Here is an 18,257-nt window from a genome sequence, read left to right as displayed (position 1 = left end):
ATGTCAGAAAACACGATTCTGCTCGCATTCCTCGCGATTCTGGCGCTGCTTGTCGTCGTCGGCATTGCGAAGTCCGTCATTCAGGTCCACCAAGGTTTCACGGTCATCATCGAGCGTCTTGGAAAGTACAACAAGACCCTCCGGCCCGGCCTTCACTTCCTCATCCCGTTCCTTGATTCGGTCCGCCAGCGTATCGACATGCGTGAACAGGTTGTGCCGTTCCCGCCGCAGCCCGTGATTACGTCGGACAACATCGTGGTCAACATTGACACGGTCATCTACTACCAGGTCACGCAACCGGAGGCCGCCACCTACGAGATCGCCGACCCGATGTCGGCCATCGAGCAGCTGGCCGTGACCACGCTGCGAAACATCATCGGTTCGATGGACATGGAGCAGGCGCTCACGGGCCGCGACCAGATCAACGGCCAGCTACGCGGCGTTCTCGACGAGGCCACCGGCCGTTGGGGCATCCGCGTCTCGCGCGTGGAGCTGAAGGCGATCGACCCGCCGGCCACCGTCCAGTCGGCCATGGAGCAGCAGATGAAGGCCGAGCGCGACCGCCGCGCCGCGATCCTCACGGCCGAGGGCGTCAAGCAGTCTGCGATCCTCACCGCTGAGGGTGAGAAGCAGTCGGCCATCCTGCGTGCCGAGGGCGCGGCCCAGTCGGCAATCCTCGAGGCCCAGGGTGAATCCCGCGCGATCCTCCAAGTGTTCGACGCCATCCACCGCGGCAACGCCGATCCAAAGCTGCTGTCCTACGAGTACCTGAAGATCCTGCCGCAGATCGCCGATTCGCAGTCCTCGAAGCTGTGGATCGTCCCCACCGAACTCACCGCCGCTCTCGACGCCGTCACCAAGGGCTTCACCGGCCGTGGCGGGGACGAGCCGGTCACCGTGAACTTCGAGGGCCTGGACGAGGACATCGCCGATTCGCTTGCCTCCACGAGCCTGCAGGACGTGGATGAGGCGCTGGCGAGCGCCCGCGGCGAGGCGACCCGGGCGTCGTCGGAGGCGGAGGAATCCGGCACCCACTCGGGTAAGCCGTTCGATCCGCGCGCCGAGCTCGGCCAGCACCCGGATATGCCGGAGCAGAGAGGCGAGTAAGCAACAGCGAAAGGTGGCCGCCGAGAGGTGGCCACCTTTTGTGTACCCGGGCGGTGTGGCAAAGTATGATCCGTGCTCACTTACGTTGATGACCTGACCGATCCGCGCCTCGATGACTTCTTTCGCCTCACGGACGTGGCGTTGCGCAAGAAGCTGGAGACCGAGCGCGGTCTGTACCTGGCGGAGGGGGACAAGGTTATCCGGCGCGCCGTGGCCGCAGGCCATACGCCGCGCGCCGCTGTCATGACCGAAAGGTGGATCGAGTCCCTGGCCGATTTCTTCCCGGGCGACGTGCCGCAGTTCATCGTGCCCGAGGATCTGCTGACCGAGCTCACGGGCTTCCAGGTACACCGCGGCGCGATCGCCTCGATGAACCGGCCCGCGCTGCAGGGGCTGGGGGAGTTCCTCGCGCAGTGCCCGGACGCCCGGCGGATTTTTATCTTGGAGGACCTGGTCAACCATACGAACGTGGGTGCGATCTTCCGTTCGGCGGCCGCGCTCGGGGTCGACGCCGTGCTGGTCACCGACCACTGCGCCGATCCGCTCTACCGGCGCTCGGTCAAGGTGTCGATGGGCACGGTCTTCCAGGTGCCGTGGACCCGGATCGAGGGCTGGCCTCACGCGATCGCCGCGCTTGCCGACGCGGGGTGGGTAACAGCGTCGTTGGCGCTGTCGGATAACGCGGTGACGCTCGATCAGTTCGCAGCGGATATGGCCGCGGAGAAGGTGGCGATGATCTTCGGCGCGGAGGGTGACGGGCTCGCGCATGCGACGCTGGCGAAGAGTGACTACGTGGTGACGATCCCTATGGCCGGCGGGGTGGACTCGCTTAACGTGGCGGCCACGAGCGCGTTGGCGGCCTGGGCGCTACGGCCCTAGCTGCGATCCTCGACTGCCTGGTAATCGGCGAGGGCGGCCTCGAGGAGGTCGGGTACGGAGCAGTCGAAGACCTTGGCGAGTTTGATGAGCGTACTCATGCGCGGGTTGGCCGGGCTGTTCGTGCGCCGGTCGGCGCGGGCGTGCTCCATGAGCTGGTAGTGATTTCGGTTGATATCCGCCGCGAGCGCCACCTGCTCCTGGGTGAGCCCCATGCGCCTGCGGCGCTCGATGAGAGTCTTGGCGAAGGTGGAGGCAAAGGCGCGTTCGGCGGGGGAATACTCGGTCACGCGAACATGGTCCGTGTTTACCCGGCGCAGGTCAGCGGGGTATACCCGGCGTGGGTTTTCTTCAAAAAAGTTATGCACAATTCCGTTCGTGCACGCTCTATCCACATTTGGGCACTTTGCAAAAACGGCGTCTTGCGATTCTCGACATGATGGTCTCGTCGAAGGGAGAAACATGGACACCATCATTCGTCGATCATTTATTTTTATCCTCGCAGCCGCACTTTTCGCTTTCGTTCCGTTCGCCGTCGCAGGCGAGCAGAGCTGGACGCGCGTGGCAACCGAACCGAGCCGGTGGGGAGCGCTGTCGAGCCCGCACGTGCCGATCGCCATCTGCACCGGTGACACCCAGCTGAACTTCAGCTACCAGCCCGGCATGGAGAAGGCCGACTTCGAATCCCGAAGCCTCACCCGCGCCGGGGAGCCCTACACGCAGCAGGGCACTGAGGTGGGGTGGAAAACCTCGATCAGTGCCTCCGACACCGGCAAGGTCGCCGCGATGTTCGACCTATGGGGCACCGAGGCCGTGGCGGGGATCGCGCCCGAGGCCTTCACTCTCGCCGTCCACGAGCTGACCGCCGATTCGCGCGGGATCGCCTCGACGTCGAAGAAGGCGTGGCAGGATCAGGCACGCAAGCTACTGGAGATAGCGGCAAAGATTGCCGGGCCGCACAAGGCCGGAGAGCTGACCTTCGCCGACGGCAAGTTGAGCGGCTTTACGGTGATCGGCCAGGCTGGCGTGCCGCTCGTGGGCGTGCCGTTTAGCGCTGAGCTTTCGGGCGCCACGTGGGAATCGACGGGAGAGGCCGTGCTCACGGGCACCACGGGCGCCGAGCAGCAGAGCTTCGCGGTCACGGCGCCGGCCTTCGGTGAGGTAACGCTCAAGGTCACCTACTCGAAGATCCCCGGCCACTCGTTCGCCACTGGCCACCACTCCGTGGCCCAGGACCTGCATATGCGCGGCGAACGCGGCGCGATCGAGCAAAACGCGGTGCTGCGCAACGCGCCGAGCCAGACGAAGGTGAGCATCTCGACCAAGGCGGCCATAAAGGACTCGGGCGCAATCCGCGATCTTGTGACCGTGAGCGCCGATGAGTGGCCCAAGGTCGAGCGCATCCCCGCCACCTTTGACCTCACCGCGCGCCTCTACGGGCCGTTCGAGGAGCAGCTCGAAGAGCAAGAGGTCGTGCCGGACGGCGTGGAGGCTGCGGAAACCGTGAGCTTGAGCGTCATCGAGCCCGGCACGTACGAGGTGGTCTTCGACCACGAGCCCAGCCCCGGCTGGTACACCGTGGTGGTGGACGGCCATTTCCGCGACGACGGCGACTTCGCCGGCCTGCCGCAGGATAACGTAGCCATGCCGTTCTTCGAGCCCGATGAGACGGTGTTCGTTGAGCCCGAACCGGAACCGGAGCCGACACCCGAGCCCATGCCGGAGCCCACGCCGGAGCCGACACCTGAGTCGACACCTGAGCCGACACCTGAGCCGACACCGACTCCCGCTCCGCAGCCGAAGCCAGAACCGACTCCGGTACCGGCGCCCGAGCCGAAGCCGAGCACCCCGCCGGCCGTTCTGGCCAACACCGGCGCCTTCTCGCTGCCCTTCGCGGCGATGGCTGTGGGGCTGGCCGGCCTGGGAGTGACGCTCGTTGCGGGGGCGCGCTCTACATCGAAGCGGAGGTAAATCCTAGCTGACGCCAGGCCTCGTACACCGCGATCGAGGCGGCGTTGGCCAGGTTGAGGGAGCGCCGGCCGGGTAGCATTGGAATTCGGAGCCACTTGGTGACCCGCGGATCATCAAGCACCAATTCTGGCAGCCCGGTCGGCTCCGTGCCGAACAGGAGCACGTCGTCGTCGCGGTAGGATTCGTCGGCGAAGTTGTTGGACGTGTGGCTGGTGAAGGCGAAGATCCGCCGGTCGGGCCCGAAGTAGGCCTTGGCGTCCTCCCATGACTTGTGGATGACGAGGTCGGCCAGGTCATGGTAGTCGAGCCCGGCGCGCTTTAGGTGCGCGTCGTCGAAGGTGAAGGCGAGCGGCTCAATAAGGTGCAATCGCGCGCCCGTGCAGGCGGCCAGCCGAATGGCGTTGCCGGTGTTGCCGGGGATCTTAGGTTCATGGAAAACGAAGTTGAGCACCCGCCCAGTGTAGCGCGGGTGTTCAACTGGTCGAACCTAACGCTGGTAGGTCACCGTGAGGCGAGCGCGCGCCAGCGTATGGAAGACGGTGTGGAAGGCCGCGGCAGCCGGCGTCGTGTCCTCCGGGTCAAGCTCGAGCGAAGGCACATCGAGGGCGTGGACCACGAAGATGTAACGGTGCGGGTGCACGTCGCCCGGCGGGGGAGCGGCCCCGTAGTAGGCGAACTCGCCTGCATCGTTGCGGATGTGGCTCGCCGCGCCGGGGAGCGTCAGGTCATGCTGGCCGGCGCCCTCCTCCAGGCAGGTGATGTCCGCGAGGTCGAGCACGATCCAGTGCCAATAACCCGAGGGCGTGGGCGCGTCGGGGTCAAAGCACGTGACGGCGAAACCTTGGGTCTCTGGCGGGAAGCCGGACCACTCGAGGGCGGGCGAGACGTTGTCCGCGAAGCCGAGGTGGAATTCTGGCATGACGCCGCCATCGGTGAGCGTGGGGCTTGTCAGCGTGAACGAGGGGACTGCGGGAAGAAGCTCGTAGGGATCTGGCGCGAGGGGTCGTTCGAGGTTCATGGCCCCATCATATGCGAAGTAGGTCACAGGTGGGCAGGTTCTGGCCCGTGCGTGCGGCTTGGGACTTCCCGGCGGCTAGTTTTTGTCGGGGGCCGCTCCTAAGATGAGTATCGAACATGTGTTCGAAGGGGGTGGCTGATGGATAAGCTTGCAACCGCGCGCAAAGCGCTGGCTGCGGCAGAGATGCGCGCGGGCCTGCGCGTCGTGCGCGCGCAGGAGGTGCAGGCGCAGGAGGTGCAGGCGGGAGGAACGCTGAGCGGGGAGGTGGCCTCCGATGCCTTTTCCGTTCCATCCCACCTCGTAGCCGCCCTGCCGCACGGCCTCATCCGGCGCGGGGTAGTCAGCGTGGAAGGCTCGCCCTTCCTTCTGACCTTCCTGGCCGCTCTCCTCTCTGGGCAGGAGGCCTGGATCGCCTTCCTCGGCGCTCCGGACGTGGGGTGGGCATGCGCGGAACGGCTGGGCCTGGATATGGGCCGGGTCGTTGCCGTTCCACGGATCGAGGCGCAGGGGGCCCGTGTGGTCAGCGCCGCGATCGACGGCTTTGACGCGGTGGTGCTGGGGGACGTGTCGCTTGACGCCCGCGAGCGCCGCGTGCTCCATCGGCGTGCGATGTCCAAGGGCGCGCTGTTGCTGGCGATGAACTGGCCGCAGGCCTCCGTGGGTATGCGCTGCCGGCTGGTCGGGGTGCGGGGTCTGGAGGAGGGCCACATCAGCGGCGTTGACTATGAGATCGCCACGCGCTGGGGGAGTGCCTCCGTGCGCTACGAGCGGGACGGCTGGGAGCCGGCGCGCTATGAGGGCGACCTAAGAGCGGTGGGAGGCCGGGCCTCATGATGCGGGGCAGTGTCTGGGTTCCGGACTGGCCGGTGGCCAGTGCCATCATGGCCGGCCGCGCGCTGCCGGAAGAACCGGTGGCGATCTACGCCAACCGCGTGGTCGCCGTCAACGGGGTGGCGTACGCGGAGGGCGTGCGTGAGGGGATGAAGCGGCGCCAGGCGCAGTCGGTCGCCTCCGGGTTGCATCTCATCCGGCAAGATCCGGATCTGGAGGTAGCTAGTTTCGAGCGGGTTGTGCGGGTGTGCGAGGAACACATCGCCTACCTCAGCGTGCTCGAACCCGGCCTCATCACCTTCCTCGCGCGTGGGCCGGTGGGAGCGGCTGGTAGCGTGCGGGCGCTGTCGGAGAACCTGGTGGGGGACATCGCGCTTCACACCGGTCTAGAAGCCCACGTCGGATTCGGGGACGGGTTACTCACCTCCATCCTGGCCGCGCGGACGGATGCCCACGTCCGCCACGCGCCCCCGTTCCTCGACGCCCACCCGGTCGGGGCGATCCTTCACGGGGCGGCCACGGCGCGATCGCGGGAGCAGATGCGCGCCTTCGTCGGCGCGATGGAGAACCTAGGAGTGCTTACCATCGGGGATCTTCGCCGGCTGGACCGGGCCGCCCTGCTCACCCGTTTCGAGGTGGCCGGGAGGGTCCTGTCGTTGATTGACGGGGGAGAGCCGGAGCGGGACGGGGCAAGCTACGGCGTGCAGGAGCTGGTGGTGGAACGGGAGGCGGATCCGCCGTTGGCCAACCTCGACCAGGCGGCCTTCCTGGCACGTCAGATGGGGGAGGAGCTGGCCGAGGCCCTCACCCTCCGGGGCGTGATCGCCCGCGAGCTGACGATCTACACCCGCAGTAGCGTGGAACGCCGACGTGCCTGGTCGCTCGACGCGGCCAGCGCTAAGGACATCTCTGACCGCGTGCGCTGGCAGCTGAGCGCCTGGATGTCCGAGGAGCAGCACGGGATTTCCCGCATTTCGATCGCCGCCAGCGCGATTCTGCCCGCGGGCCGTGCCCAGGGCGCGCTGTGGGGTTCGGATCGTGCCAGTGCGGATGCGGCCGCGCGGGCGGTGAGCCGCATTCAGAGCCTACTGGGGGAGGATTCCGTGTTGGCTCCGGAGCACGTGGGTGGGCGCCACCCCCTGGAGGCGCATCAGATGCGGCTGTGGGAGCAGGCGCCCTCCGATACCCTGCGGGCCGATCCGTGGCCGGGCCGTCTCCCTGAACCCTGGCCCAGCTTCGTCAAGGCAGCGCCGGAGAAGATCGCGGTGCTTGACGCGCGCGGGCACGACTGCGCGCTCACCGCGTTGGGGACTTTCTCCTGCGCTCACGGGTGCGCCCATCCACGCCCCGCAGCGCTGGTGGCAGGCGGGGCGCCGGAGCCGCTCGTCACGGCGGCTGGGCCGTGGTTGCAGGCCACGGGGTGGTGGGTGCCGGCCTCGGAGCAGCGCAAGGCGTGGATGGAGTTCGCCGATTTACGCGGGCGCGGCTACCTCGCCTATCGGGAGGGTGGGCAGTGGTGGCTGGCGGGGGTGTACGAATGATTCCCTACGCCGAACTTCACGCGCACTCGGCCTACAGTTTCCTCGACGGGGCCTCGATGCCGGCCGATCTGGTCGAGCGGGCGGTGGAACTCGAGCTGAGCACCCTGGCGCTCACGGACCACGACGGGCTGCCCGGTGTCGTGCAGCTGGCGAGCGCGGCGCGGCGGCACGGCCTGCCCACGGTGATCGGCTCCGAGATCACGGTGGGTGGCCGGCCCCGGCCGGGGCAGAAAGATCCGGACGGGGATCACCTCATCGTCCTGGCGCGCGGCGCGGAGGGCTATCACGCCCTGTCGCGCACGATCGGCGAGGCGATGCTGGCCTCGGGGGAGAAGGGCCACGCCGCTCACACCCTCGAATCGCTCGCGGCGGGGGCGACGGACTGGCAGATTCTCACCGGATGCCGCAAGGGTGGGGTACGCCGAGCGCTTGAGCGGGAGCCGGGGGTGTGGGCGGTGGATGCCGCCCGCGGGTACCTTTCCACCCTCACCGCGCTCTTCGGCGCGGAGTCCGTGGCGGTGGAGATCACGCACAATAACCAGCCCTACGATCGCGAACGCAATCGGCTCCTTGTTTCCCTGGCCAAGGAGGCGGGGCTGCGGGTGGTGGCCACGGGCAACGTCCACGCCGCCCGTGCGTCGGACGCGGTGCTCGCTGACGTGCTGGCCTCCACGCGTGCGAACCGGCCACTCGAGGAGTACCGGAGCTGGCTGCCGGCCTGGCCTGCCTACCTCAAGTCGGGCGAACAGATGCTTGCCCTGCACGCCGAACATCCCGGTGCTATCGCGGCGGCCGCGGAGATTGGGGAGGAGTGCTCCTTTGACCTCACCCTCGTGGCACCGGACCTACCGCCGTTCCCCACCCCACCGGGTCACACCGAAGCCACCTGGCTGCGCCACCTCACGGAGCAGGCGGCGCTTAGCCGGTACGGGAGCCGGCAGGCCCACCCGCGTGCCTGGCGGCAGATCGACCACGAACTGGGGGTGATCGAGCAGCTGCACTTCCCCGGATACTTCCTCATCGTCCACGAGATCGTCTCTTTCTGCCACGAGCAGGAGATCTGGTGCCAGGGGCGCGGCTCGGCGGCGAACTCGGCGGTCTGCTTCGCGCTCGGGATCACGGCGGTGGACGCCGTGCGCCACCGCATGCTCTTCGAACGCTTCCTCTCGCCCGGGCGCTCTGGGCCGCCGGATATTGACCTGGATATTGAGGCCGGTCGGCGCGAGGAGGTCATCCAGCACGTCTATGCCCGCTACGGACGCAGGCACGCAGCTCAGGTGGCCAACGTCATCACCTATCGGCCACGTTCGGCTATTCGCGACGCGGCGCGCGCCCTGGGGTATGACGCGGGGCAGGCGGACGCGTGGGCGAAGTCGGTCGAGCGCCGGGCGTCCGATGCCCGCTCGCGGGCGCCGGAGCTGGCCGGGAGCCCGAAGCGGCGGCCGGGATCGGAGCCGGAGGTAAAAGAGCGCGCGCCGGAGGCAGAAGAGCGCGCGCCGGGCTCACAGGTGGAGGGAGAAGAGATCACGTCGGAGGCCGGGGCGCGGTTCGCGCTGCGCTGGGGGATCGAATCCGAGGTGCCGGAACGGGTGGTGCAGATCGCTGGTCGGCTCCAGCGCCTGCCTCGCCATCTCGGCATCCACTCGGGCGGGATGGTGCTGTGCGATAGGCCGGTGATCGAGGTGTGCCCGGTGGGCTGGGCGCGCATGGAGGGCCGGAGCGTCCTGCAGTGGGATAAGGATGACTGCGCCGAGGCGGGGCTGGTGAAGTTCGACCTGCTCGGGCTGGGGATGCTCAGCGCCCTACGCATCTCCTTCACCGAGCTCACCGAGCGCGGCGTGCGGGCTGCGGATGGTCAGCCGCTGGGCTTGCACAACATCGACCAGGAGGACGGGCGGGTCTATGACTTGCTGTGTGCGGCGGACACGATCGGGGTGTTCCAGGTGGAGTCACGGGCGCAGATGGCCACCCTCCCGCGCATCCAACCGCGCACGTTCTACGACATCGTGATCGAGGTAGCCCTCATTCGGCCCGGCCCGATCCAGGGCGGCTCGGTCAACCCCTACATCAACCGCCGCCGCGGGCGCGAACCGGTCACCTACGCACACCCGCTCCTCAAGGGCGCGCTGGAAAAGACGCTCGGCGTGCCCCTCTTCCAGGAGCAGCTCATGCAGATCGCGATCGACGCGGCCGGCTTCACCCCGGCACAGGCCGACCAGCTGCGCAAGGCGATGGGAGCCAAGCGCAGTCATGACCGGATGCGGGATCTGCGCGGGGATCTCATGGCCGGGATGGATGAGCGCGGGATCGGCCCGCGGGTGCGCGAGGAGATCTACACCAAGCTGGAGGCCTTCGCCGAGTTCGGCTTTCCCGAGTCGCACTCCTTTTCCTTCGCCTACCTTGTCTACGCGAGCGCCTGGCTCAAGGTTCACCACCCCGAAAACTTCTACGCGGGCATCCTCGCGGCCCAGCCCATGGGCTTCTACTCGCCGCAGACCCTGGTGGCCGACGCGCGGCGGCACGGCGTGCTCGTCTTGCCGGTGGACGTGTGCTTTTCAGAAGAGCACTCGTGCGTGGAGGTCACCCCGGAGCGGAAGGTGAGAGCCCACCCGTTGGTGAGCGTTGATCCGCGCCGGGGCCTGCGGCTAGGCCTATCGAACATCAAGGGTTTGAGGGCCACTGAACGCATCCTCGCCGCCCGCGCGCAGCGCCCGTTTGATTCGGTGGCGGACCTGGCCCGCCGGGCCAAGCTCACCACGCCGGAGCTGGAGAAGCTCGCGGCGGCCGGCGCGCTGACCAGTCTGGGGATGACACGCCGGGAGGGAATCTGGGCGGCCGGGGCCCTGGCCTACACGGGCAAGAGGCTCGGCGATTCCTTCCAGCCCAGCCTCCCCGGGCTGCACGTGGGCGCCACGTCGCCGCGCCTGCCCCGCATGAGCCCGGTGGAGGAGAATATGGCCGAACTGCGATCCACGGGTATCTCAGTGGGCACTCACCCCATGGACTTCCTGCGCCCATCGCTGACCGAACGTGGGGTGGTGCGTATCGCGGACCTATCCGGCTACGAGCCGGGGGAGCGGATCCGCGTGGCGGGGATTGTCACCCACCGCCAGCGCCCGCACACGGCCTCCGGCATCACCTTCCTCTCCCTGGAGGACGAGTCGGGCTTGCTCAACGTGGTGTGCTCGGTGGGGCTATGGGAGAAGCACCGCAAGGTGCTACGCACCTCCCAAGGCCTGATTATCCGCGGCGTGGTGGAGCGGGCGGATGACGTGATGAACTTCGTTGCCGACGGGGTCGAACGCCTCGAGCTGGCGGTCCCGCTCCCGTCGCGGGACTTCCGCTAACGCGAACGCGGGTGAGCGTCGGCAGAGAGGAAAGGAGAAAAGCATGAATGCGATTGACGTATAGTCCGAGGCATGGGTCAACTTGTTCGCCGCGGAACACCCGACTACGGGCGCGCGCTCGGCGCGCTGTTCTGCATTGGGATCGGGGCGTATGCCCTGACGTATGCGCCCCAGCCGCTGCTGCGCGTGATTGGCGACGAGTTCGGGGTAGGAGCCTCGCAGTCGGCCCTGCTGCTCTCGGCCGCCACGTTCGGCCTGGCCATATCCGTGCTGTTCTGGGGAGCGGCCTTAGCGCGCGTGTCCGAGCGGCGCCTCATCATCGGGGGTCTGGCGGGTGCCGTGCTCGTCTCGCTCGCCATCCCGCTCACTCACGCGTGGGGCGTGATTGTGGCGCTGCGCGTCGCGCAGGGGATCGCGCTCGGCGCGCCTTTCACCGCGGCACTCGCCTGGGTGGGCCGCCACGTTGAGCTGTCATCGGTTGCCCAGGTCTCCGGTCTCTACATTGCCGGCACCACCGTGGGTGGGATGGCAGGCCGCCTCCTGTCCGGATTCGTCAACGAGGTGACGGACAACTGGCGCATCGGCCTGGCCGCTGTCTCGCTCGTCTCCGCCGTGATGGGCGGGCTAGCCCATCTCCTCCTTCCAGCAACGAAGGGACGCGCGGCGGGGGAGTTGCCGCCCTCGCGCCCGGAGAGTCCGTGGCGAAAGCGCCAGCGGCTGCTGGCCTACCTGTTCGCGTTCGTCGGCATGGGCACGTTCGTCGGCCTGTACAACGTGGTGGTCTACCGGGTCTCCGAACCGCCGCTGAGTATGGGCACGTCGGTCACATCGCTCCTCTTCCTCGGCTACCTCGCCGGAACGGTGACCTCAGCACGGGCGGGCCGCCTCATCGCGCGCGTTGGTGCCCGCGGGGCGATGATCGCGGGCACGGCCACCATGGCGCTGGGGATCGCGCTGCTCATCCAGCCCACGGTCTACACTCTGTGGCCGGGCCTGTTCATCATATGCGGAGGCTTCTTCGCGATGCACTCGATCCAGTCCGGGCGCGCCACGAGCCTGCACCCGAAACCGGGGATCGGATCGGGCCTATACCTCACGCACTACTACGGCGGTTCCTCGCTAGGTGGAATCTTGTTCGGCCTGGCGTGGGACTTGGGCCGCTGGCCGGCCGCGCTGGGATTGGCGTTCGCTTGCCTCGGCGTCGTGGCACTGTTTGCCTTGCTGAGCTCGAACGCGGAGCCTGCCTCACGCTAGAATGTGAGGCAGACGAAAGGGGCCAGGCATGGGCAAAATGAAGATGCTTTTGAAGATCGCGACGACGGCGGGGCCGGTGGTCTTCGAGGTTGTTCGCAAGTACGGCCCGCAGATCCGCAAGCTCATGGATGACAACCCGGACTTCTTCGATAGCCTCAAGGGCCGCCTCGGCGCGCTGGCGGGGGTGTCAAAGGTGAAGCGGGGAGCGCCGCGGTTGCAGACCCGCATCGAGGTGCTCCGCCAGCAGACGACCTACCTTTACGGCACGGCGAACAACGCCTCCGTGGCGGAGCAGGCCACGGCGTGGCGGCGCGAGCTGGACGGGTTGGAGAACTCCCTGCCGGTCGTGTCCTCGATGAAGGGCAAGGTGCGCCGGGGTAACATGCGCCACCTCGAGGAACGCCTCGATTCTCTCTCGGCCAAGATCCTCGCCCTCACGCTCGAAGACGACATCGAGGACGCCGAGGTCATCGACGACGCCCGCTAGGTTCACGACACCTCCCGCTGCTGACGATCTGCACCGCGGGTCACGGGGAGATCGGCCCGTGAGTTTTGACGCCGATCGGTACCGGGGCTGGAATCGGGTTTGGTGACGCTGCTGTTTGAGTGGGGAGCAACTGATAGGATGCCCAAAACGATTGTGGCGTTCATTGACCGGATGCGCGCCGAGCGGGGGAGGTCTTGATGACCAACGTGGTGGTGCGTCGACTCCGTGCTACGGATGCGCCCGCGGTGTTTGAAGCATTCACAGCGTCCCCTGACATGGCTAGGCAGGGGGATGTTGCGTCACTGGAGGACGCTGAGCGCTACATCGATCGGCTCATCGCGGCGGATTCACCGCACGAGGCGTGGGCAATCGCTGAACGTGACGTGCTGGTTGGACTCGTGTGTGTCACCGTTGACGAGACCAATCTCAGCGGCTGGTTCTGGTACTGGATGACGAAGTCTGCGCGTGGCCGTGGTTGGACAAGCCGCGCTGCGGTAGCTGTTGCGCAGTGGGCGCTGAACGCGCGCGGTCTCGAGCGTCTGGAACTGGGACACCGAGTGAACAATCCGGCTTCCGGGCATATTGCGAGGGCTGCTGGATTCGTTCGAGAGGGAACGGAGCGTGGGAAGTTCCTCGTCGACGGCGAACGGATCGACGTTTGCACATATGGTCGGTTGCGCAGCGATCCCGTTCCCAGTGGTGCTCCACTCGCTTTGATCGAAGAGGCGTAACCGACGCAGGGATCCCACTTGCCAAGATCTCGTGGCTGCTGAGCAGCAGGAGGAATATCAGGGAATCATAGTTGATGACGCTGTGCAGTGCGTCGACTATGAAGGAACCTTGTGGCAAGCAGTGCAGCGGTGCGTGGACTTAGGCTTCAGCCGTCGTTCGACTCCCGCACGACGCCGTCGCCCGGCTTTCGAGCAGGACCCGCGCCTTGCCCGGGCGCCGCTACAGCCCGAGCGCTCCCGCGATGTCGGGGTCGAAGAAGCCGGGTCCCTTCAACACCTTGCCGTCCTCGCGGTAGATGGGCTTGCCGTCGGCGCCGAGTTTGGACATGTTAGAGGCCTGCACCTCGCGCAGCACGTCGCCGAGCGGGATGCCGAGTTCGAGGGCCATGCCGTAAATGACGTAGGTGAGGTCGGCGAGCGCGTCGGCAGTTTGGACGGTGTCGCGCGTGTGGTCGTCGGCGGCGCGGGCGGCGTCGTAGGCCTCCTCAATGAGGGCCCGGGCCTTCGCGCCGTAGATGGCTCCCACGAGTTCGGAGAACTCTTCGGCCACGAGGCTCATGCGCATGTGGACCCGGTCGCGGTCGGCGTTCGGGGTGCCCGTGACGATGGGCAGGCCGTAGGTTTCGTGGAACTGGCGGACGAGGTCTTCGGGGCGATTCGGATCAGGTACGTAATTCATGCCTCCAATTTACCCTGTCGCTCAACTTGGCTCAGATCACATAAGAATTGTGAGCGGCGGATTTTGCGCAGGTGACCTTCGGTGATAGATTCTTACCTGTTGCAAACGCACACCTGCGCGGGTGGCGGAATAGGCAGACGCGCTAGCTTGAGGTGCTAGTCCACGTATAGTGGGTGGGGGTTCAAGTCCCCCTCCGCGCACAGATGAGGCCGGTAGAGATACCGGCCTTTTTCGTGCCCGTGTGGCATGGTAGAGCCATGGACGCTCGCACCCAGGTTTTCGCAATTATTGGCAACCCGGCTCGTCATTCGAAGTCGCCGGAGTTGCACAACGCGGTCTTCGCCCACCTCGGCATTAACGCGGTTTACGTGGCGCACGAGGTGGACGACGCCGGGGTGGCGGTCGCGTCCATGCGCGCGTTGGGCTATGCGGGGGCGAACGTCACGATGCCGTTCAAGGCGGACGTGATCGAGCACCTGGATTCGGTGAGCGAAGTGGCCCGGGAGATGAACGCGGTTAACACGATCACGTTCCGAGGTGGCCGCGCGCACGGGGATAATACCGACGGCGCAGGGCTGCTGAGCGAGATCGAGGCGGAGGGCACACCCGTGACCGGTAGCCGGATCCTGCTGCTGGGGACCGGGGGAGCGGCGTCGTCGATCTGGACCCAGGCGGCGCTCGATGGGGCGGCGGCGGTGAGCGTGTTCAACCGTGCCAAGCCCGAGCTCGAGTCGATTGGCGCCACCCTTTCGCGGCTCTCCGAGCGCACGGGTTGCGCTCTGTCGCTGCAGACGTTCGAGGGTGGCGGCCTGGAGGCGGCGTGCGCCGAGGCGGACATCATCATCAATGCCACCTCGGTGGGCATGGATCGCCTTGCGGACGACACGCTTGTGGATGCGAGATGGATCACGCCGCGCCACACGGTGGCCGACGTCGTCTACCACCCGCGCATCACCCGCCTCATCGCCGAGGCTCGCGAGGCCGACGCGAAAACGGTGGAAGGCCTGCGGATGCTGCTGGGCCAAGCGGCGATCGCGGAGAAGATCTGGCTGGGGATCGACATGCCGATGGAGGTGGCCTACCGGGCCGTAACTTCCTAAACTGCGCCACACCTTCGCTACGCTGTCCCTATGAAACCGTTTGCCTTCCTTGCGGCGCGCCCAGCCTTCGCGGCCGACATCCGCCGCGACGAGTTCGCCGTCGTCAAACGCGACGGGCGCCTGTCCGACGCCGAGATCGTCTACCTTCCCCTTGCCGAGCGCCCGCAGATCGACCCGGAGGACTATGCGGGGATCATCGTGTCGGGTTCGCAGTACGGTTTCGGCGTGGTAGACGAGGCTAAGACGCCCGATCAGATCGCCACCGAGGAGGTCCTGTTCGACGTGGTGAAGCAGGTGCTCGCCAAGGACCTGCCCTTCCTCGGCCTGTGCTACGGTCACCAGGCGGTAGCGCTCTCGCTCGGCGGCACGCTCAGCGCTGAGTACGGCGAGGAGCTGTCCACTGTCTCCATTCATCTCAACGACGACGGCCGCGCCGACCCGATCTTCTCCCAGCTGCCCGATTCGTTCCCGGCGATTGTGGGGCATGACGACGCGATCGGCGTGGTGCCTGCGAACACCACGGTGTTGGCCTCCTCGGAGCTGTGCCCGGTGCAGGCGATCCGATACGGGGACAACGTGTATGGCGTGCAGTTCCACCCCGAGATCGACGCGGATGGCGTGGGGCTGCGCCTCGATTACTACGGGGACGTGTACTTTGCCGCCGAGCAGGTGGAGCGGGTGCGGGCCCAGACCACCAGCCATGACTATGCGGCGTGCGCGGTGCTCATTGGCGCGTTTGTGGACAGGTACAGGAGTTGACCATGGAATTTGCGTCCTCGCCCCGCTCGACCGTGGGCATCGAGTGGGAGCTCCAGCTCATCGACCGTGATTCGAACGACCTGCGCCAGGCGGCCGACACAGTACTCGCCGAGGTGTGCCGGCTCGATGCGGATACCTCGATGATCCACGGGGAGATGTTGCTCAACACGATCGAGCTGGTCTCGCGCCCGCACGAGCGCGTGGGCGAATGCGTGGCGGACCTGCGTCAATGCCTCGATATCCTCGAGCCGGTGCTGGAGCCGATGCGCATCACGCTCGCTTCCTCGGGTACCCACCCGTTCGCCAACCCGGTCTACCAGCGCGTGACGGACAGCGAGCGCTACGCCGAGCTCGTTAACCGCACCCGGTACTGGGGGCGGCAGATGTTGCTGTTCGGCACCCACGTCCACGTGGGCATCGAGGACCGCGCCAAGGTGCTGCCGATCCTACGCGCCGTGCTCACCCGCTCCGCCCACATCCAGGCCCTCACGGCGTCGTCCCCGTTCTGGAGCGGGAAGAACACCGGCTATGCGGACAACCGGGCGATGGTCTTCCAGCAGCTGCCCACCGCCGGCGTGTCGCACCAGTTCACGAACTGGGCCGACCTCGAGGGCTACTACGCGGGCATGGTCAAGACGGGCGTGATCTCCAATTTCGACGAGGTGCGCTGGGACGTGCGGCCCTCGCCCAAGTTCGGCACGCTCGAGTTCCGCGTGGCGGACGCGGCCACGAATCTGTCCGAGGTGGGAATGGTCGCCGCGCTGTCGCAGTGCCTGGTTGAGTACTTTTCGCGCGAGTACGACGCCGGCCGCGCGCTTCCCGCCCTACCCTCCTGGTTCGTGGTGGAGAACAAGTGGCGGGCCGCCCGCTATGGCATGGACGCGATCCTTATCCTTGATGAGGAGGGCAACGAGGAGCTGGTGGGGACCACGCTGGCGCGGATGGTCGAGGAACTAACCCCGATCGCGCGGGACCTGGGCTGCCTCGAGGAGCTGCAGATGGTGAGCCGCGTGCACGAACTTGGCGCGCCCTACCAGCGCATGCTGCGCGCAGGCTCCCACTTCGAGCGAGCGCGGGAGGCGATCGTGGACTTCATGATCGCGGAGATGGAGGCGGGCCACCCGCTCGATCCGGACGCCCGCGAGCTCGACGGGATTGCCGCCGCCGAGGAACAGCACGCCCAGGCCTACGACCCGGAACAAAAGACCGTGAAGGACCCCCAGTGAACGCCTACTCCGAAACCCTCGAGATTGCCCAGACCCTCATCCGTTTCGACACGTCCAATGACGGCCGGGACGTGATCGAGAAGCCGGCGGCCGACTACGTCATGGACCTGCTGGGCGAGGTCGGCCTCGAGCCGGAGTACCTCGGGCCGACGCCTGGCCGGCCGTCGGTGGTGGTGCGCATCCCGGGCAAGAAGCGTGAGGTCGAGGTTGATCCTGTCACGGGCGAGCGCCGGGGCGCCGTCGTCATCCATGGGCACACTGACGTTGTGCCAGCGGTGGCGAGGGACTGGTCGGTGGACCCGTTCGGCGGCGTCGTGAAAGACGGCTTCCTGTGGGGTCGCGGCGCGGTGGACATGAAGAACATGGACGCAATGATCCTGGCCGTGGTGCGCGAGATCGCCCGCACCGGCTACGTCCCTCCGCGCGACCTCATTATCGGCATGTTCGCCGACGAGGAGGCGGGCGGCCACCAGGGCTGCCGCTGGCTAGTGGAGCACCACCCCGAGCTGTTCGAGGGCGCCACGCACGCGATCTCGGAGGTCGGCGGTTACAACACGTACGTCAACGGCGAGCGTGTCTACCTGCTACAGACGGGGGAGAAGGCGCTGACCTGGTACACCTTCCGCGCCGAGGGCAAGGCGGGCCACGGCTCCCAGATCAACAACGACAACGCGATTGCCAAGCTCTCCCGCGCGCTCGTGGCGCTCGACTCCGAGCCCTGGCCGCTCACGCTCACCGACACGGTCACGAAACTGCTCCAAGGCACCTCCGAGATCTCCGGCCTGCCCTTCGACCCCGACGACGAGGCGAGCATCAACGCGCTGGTGAACGCGCTCGGGCCGGCGAAGGCCTACGTGGGCGCCACGCTGCGCACGGGCTGCAACCTCACCTCGTTCAACGGCGGTTACATGCAGAACGTGGTGCCGGGCAGCGCGGAGGCGACGGCCGACGTGCGGGCCATCCCTGGCACCGAGAGAGAGGTGGCACGCCGCATCGAGGAGCTGACCGAGGGCATCGAGGTGGGCTGGCTGTCGTCCATGGACGGGTATGAGTCCACCACCGAGGGCTCGTTCGTGGAGGCGATGACGGCCGCGGTGCTGGCCAAGGACCCGGGCGCGCACGTGCTTCCCTACCTGCTCTCGGCAGGCACGGATAACAAGGCGCTCGGCTCGCTTGGCATCGAGGGTTACGGGTTCTCGCCCGTGCGCCTGCCAGAGGGCTTCGACTTCCCGGCGATGTTCCATGGGGTGGACGAGCGCGTGCCGGTCGACTCCCTCGCCTTCGGCGCCGAGGTGTTGCGCGAGTTCATCGACCGGCTCTAAGGAGTTTG

Annotated in this window: 16 protein-coding genes, 1 tRNA gene and 1 pseudogene; 14 read left to right on the top strand and 4 right to left on the bottom strand. The window is 67.0% G+C overall.

Translation table 11 applies throughout. The features are described 5' to 3' along the window. Both QPC17_RS04725 and QPC17_RS04720 read left to right on the top strand, forming a co-directional pair. Complete coding sequence (locus QPC17_RS04725; protein ID WP_062612618.1) at positions 1-1,107, top strand: SPFH domain-containing protein; 1,107 nt, start codon at positions 1-3, stop codon at positions 1,105-1,107. Between the two features lie 72 nt (positions 1,108-1,179). After that, positions 1,180-1,986: a TrmH family RNA methyltransferase gene (locus tag QPC17_RS04720; RefSeq protein WP_070445236.1), complete on the top strand. Its 807-nt coding sequence runs from the start codon at positions 1,180-1,182 to the stop codon at positions 1,984-1,986. Here QPC17_RS04720 and QPC17_RS04715 read toward each other — a convergent pair. Beyond that, positions 1,983-2,273 carry a helix-turn-helix transcriptional regulator gene (locus tag QPC17_RS04715; RefSeq protein ID WP_062612613.1) on the bottom strand — a complete coding sequence of 97 codons (291 nt, stop codon included), beginning with the start codon at positions 2,271-2,273 and terminating at the stop codon, positions 1,983-1,985. The two genes, QPC17_RS04720 and QPC17_RS04715, sit on opposite strands and share 4 nt — an antisense overlap. A gap of 172 nt (positions 2,274-2,445) precedes the next feature. Between QPC17_RS04715 and QPC17_RS04710 the strand changes: the two genes are divergently transcribed. Further along, entirely contained in the window at positions 2,446-3,954 is a 1,509-nt protein-coding gene (locus tag QPC17_RS04710; RefSeq protein ID WP_285347518.1) for a hypothetical protein, read from the top strand. Here QPC17_RS04710 and QPC17_RS04705 read toward each other — a convergent pair. Beyond that, positions 3,935-4,405, bottom strand: a complete 471-nt coding sequence (locus QPC17_RS04705) for a tRNA (cytidine(34)-2'-O)-methyltransferase (RefSeq protein WP_070445229.1) — start codon at positions 4,403-4,405, stop codon at positions 3,935-3,937. The genes QPC17_RS04710 and QPC17_RS04705 overlap by 20 nt on opposite strands. 36 nt (positions 4,406-4,441) lie before the next feature. Next, on the bottom strand, positions 4,442-4,972 hold the full coding sequence (locus QPC17_RS04700) for a YbhB/YbcL family Raf kinase inhibitor-like protein (RefSeq protein WP_062612606.1): 531 nt from the start codon (positions 4,970-4,972) through the stop codon (positions 4,442-4,444). Positions 4,973-5,110: 138 nt separating this feature from the next. Here QPC17_RS04700 and QPC17_RS04695 point away from each other — a divergent pair, with 138 nt between their 5' ends. The 6 genes from QPC17_RS04695 to QPC17_RS04670 all read left to right on the top strand — a co-directional run bounded on the left by QPC17_RS04695 (position 5,111) and on the right by QPC17_RS04670 (position 13,163). Then, positions 5,111-5,806, top strand: a complete 696-nt coding sequence (locus QPC17_RS04695) for a hypothetical protein (RefSeq protein ID WP_062612605.1) — start codon at positions 5,111-5,113, stop codon at positions 5,804-5,806. After that, entirely contained in the window at positions 5,803-7,344 is a 1,542-nt protein-coding gene (locus tag QPC17_RS04690) for a DNA polymerase Y family protein (RefSeq protein WP_062612603.1), read from the top strand. The genes QPC17_RS04695 and QPC17_RS04690 overlap by 4 nt, the downstream gene beginning before the upstream one ends. Further along, positions 7,341-10,691: a DNA polymerase III subunit alpha gene (gene dnaE / locus QPC17_RS04685; RefSeq protein ID WP_285347517.1), complete on the top strand. Its 3,351-nt coding sequence runs from the start codon at positions 7,341-7,343 to the stop codon at positions 10,689-10,691. Before QPC17_RS04690 ends, dnaE begins: the two co-directional genes overlap by 4 nt. A gap of 72 nt (positions 10,692-10,763) precedes the next feature. Beyond that, positions 10,764-11,945 carry an MFS transporter gene (locus tag QPC17_RS04680; protein WP_285347516.1) on the top strand — a complete coding sequence of 394 codons (1,182 nt, stop codon included), beginning with the start codon at positions 10,764-10,766 and terminating at the stop codon, positions 11,943-11,945. A 28-nt stretch (positions 11,946-11,973) separates the two neighbouring features. Further along, positions 11,974-12,432 carry a hypothetical protein gene (locus QPC17_RS04675; protein WP_062612600.1) on the top strand — a complete coding sequence of 153 codons (459 nt, stop codon included), beginning with the start codon at positions 11,974-11,976 and terminating at the stop codon, positions 12,430-12,432. A 197-nt stretch (positions 12,433-12,629) separates the two neighbouring features. Then, positions 12,630-13,163 (top strand): GNAT family N-acetyltransferase, encoded by a 534-nt coding sequence (locus QPC17_RS04670; protein WP_068539234.1) that lies wholly within the window; start codon positions 12,630-12,632, stop codon positions 13,161-13,163. Between the two features lie 220 nt (positions 13,164-13,383). Here the strand turns inward: QPC17_RS04670 and QPC17_RS04665 are convergent. Further along, positions 13,384-13,815 (bottom strand): annotated as a pseudogene (locus tag QPC17_RS04665) (pyrophosphohydrolase domain-containing protein); the annotation flags it as partial. A 142-nt stretch (positions 13,816-13,957) separates the two neighbouring features. Between QPC17_RS04665 and QPC17_RS04660 the strand changes: the two are divergent. From QPC17_RS04660 to QPC17_RS04640, 5 genes are all read left to right on the top strand, one after another. After that, a tRNA-Leu gene (locus QPC17_RS04660) sits at positions 13,958-14,042 on the top strand. Positions 14,043-14,099: 57 nt separating this feature from the next. Continuing rightward, on the top strand, positions 14,100-14,942 hold the full coding sequence (aroE, locus tag QPC17_RS04655) for a shikimate dehydrogenase (protein WP_062612595.1): 843 nt from the start codon (positions 14,100-14,102) through the stop codon (positions 14,940-14,942). 30 nt (positions 14,943-14,972) lie between these two features. After that, positions 14,973-15,701 carry a glutamine amidotransferase-related protein gene (locus QPC17_RS04650; protein WP_062612593.1) on the top strand — a complete coding sequence of 243 codons (729 nt, stop codon included), beginning with the start codon at positions 14,973-14,975 and terminating at the stop codon, positions 15,699-15,701. A 2-nt stretch (positions 15,702-15,703) separates the two neighbouring features. After that, positions 15,704-16,927, top strand: a complete 1,224-nt coding sequence (locus QPC17_RS04645) for a glutamate--cysteine ligase (protein ID WP_068538275.1) — start codon at positions 15,704-15,706, stop codon at positions 16,925-16,927. Next, a complete protein-coding gene (locus QPC17_RS04640; RefSeq protein ID WP_062612590.1) occupies positions 16,924-18,249 on the top strand; it encodes a M20/M25/M40 family metallo-hydrolase in 1,326 nt (441 codons plus the stop codon). Before QPC17_RS04645 ends, QPC17_RS04640 begins: the two co-directional genes overlap by 4 nt. The last annotated feature ends 8 nt before the right edge of the window (positions 18,250-18,257 follow it).

It is taken from the genome of Trueperella bernardiae (genome assembly GCF_030246965.1).
Taxonomy (GTDB): Bacteria; Actinomycetota; Actinomycetes; order Actinomycetales; family Actinomycetaceae; genus Trueperella; species Trueperella bernardiae.
The sequence above is the reverse complement of the archived record's forward strand: the minus strand, read 5'-3'. Positions and strand labels throughout refer to the sequence as shown.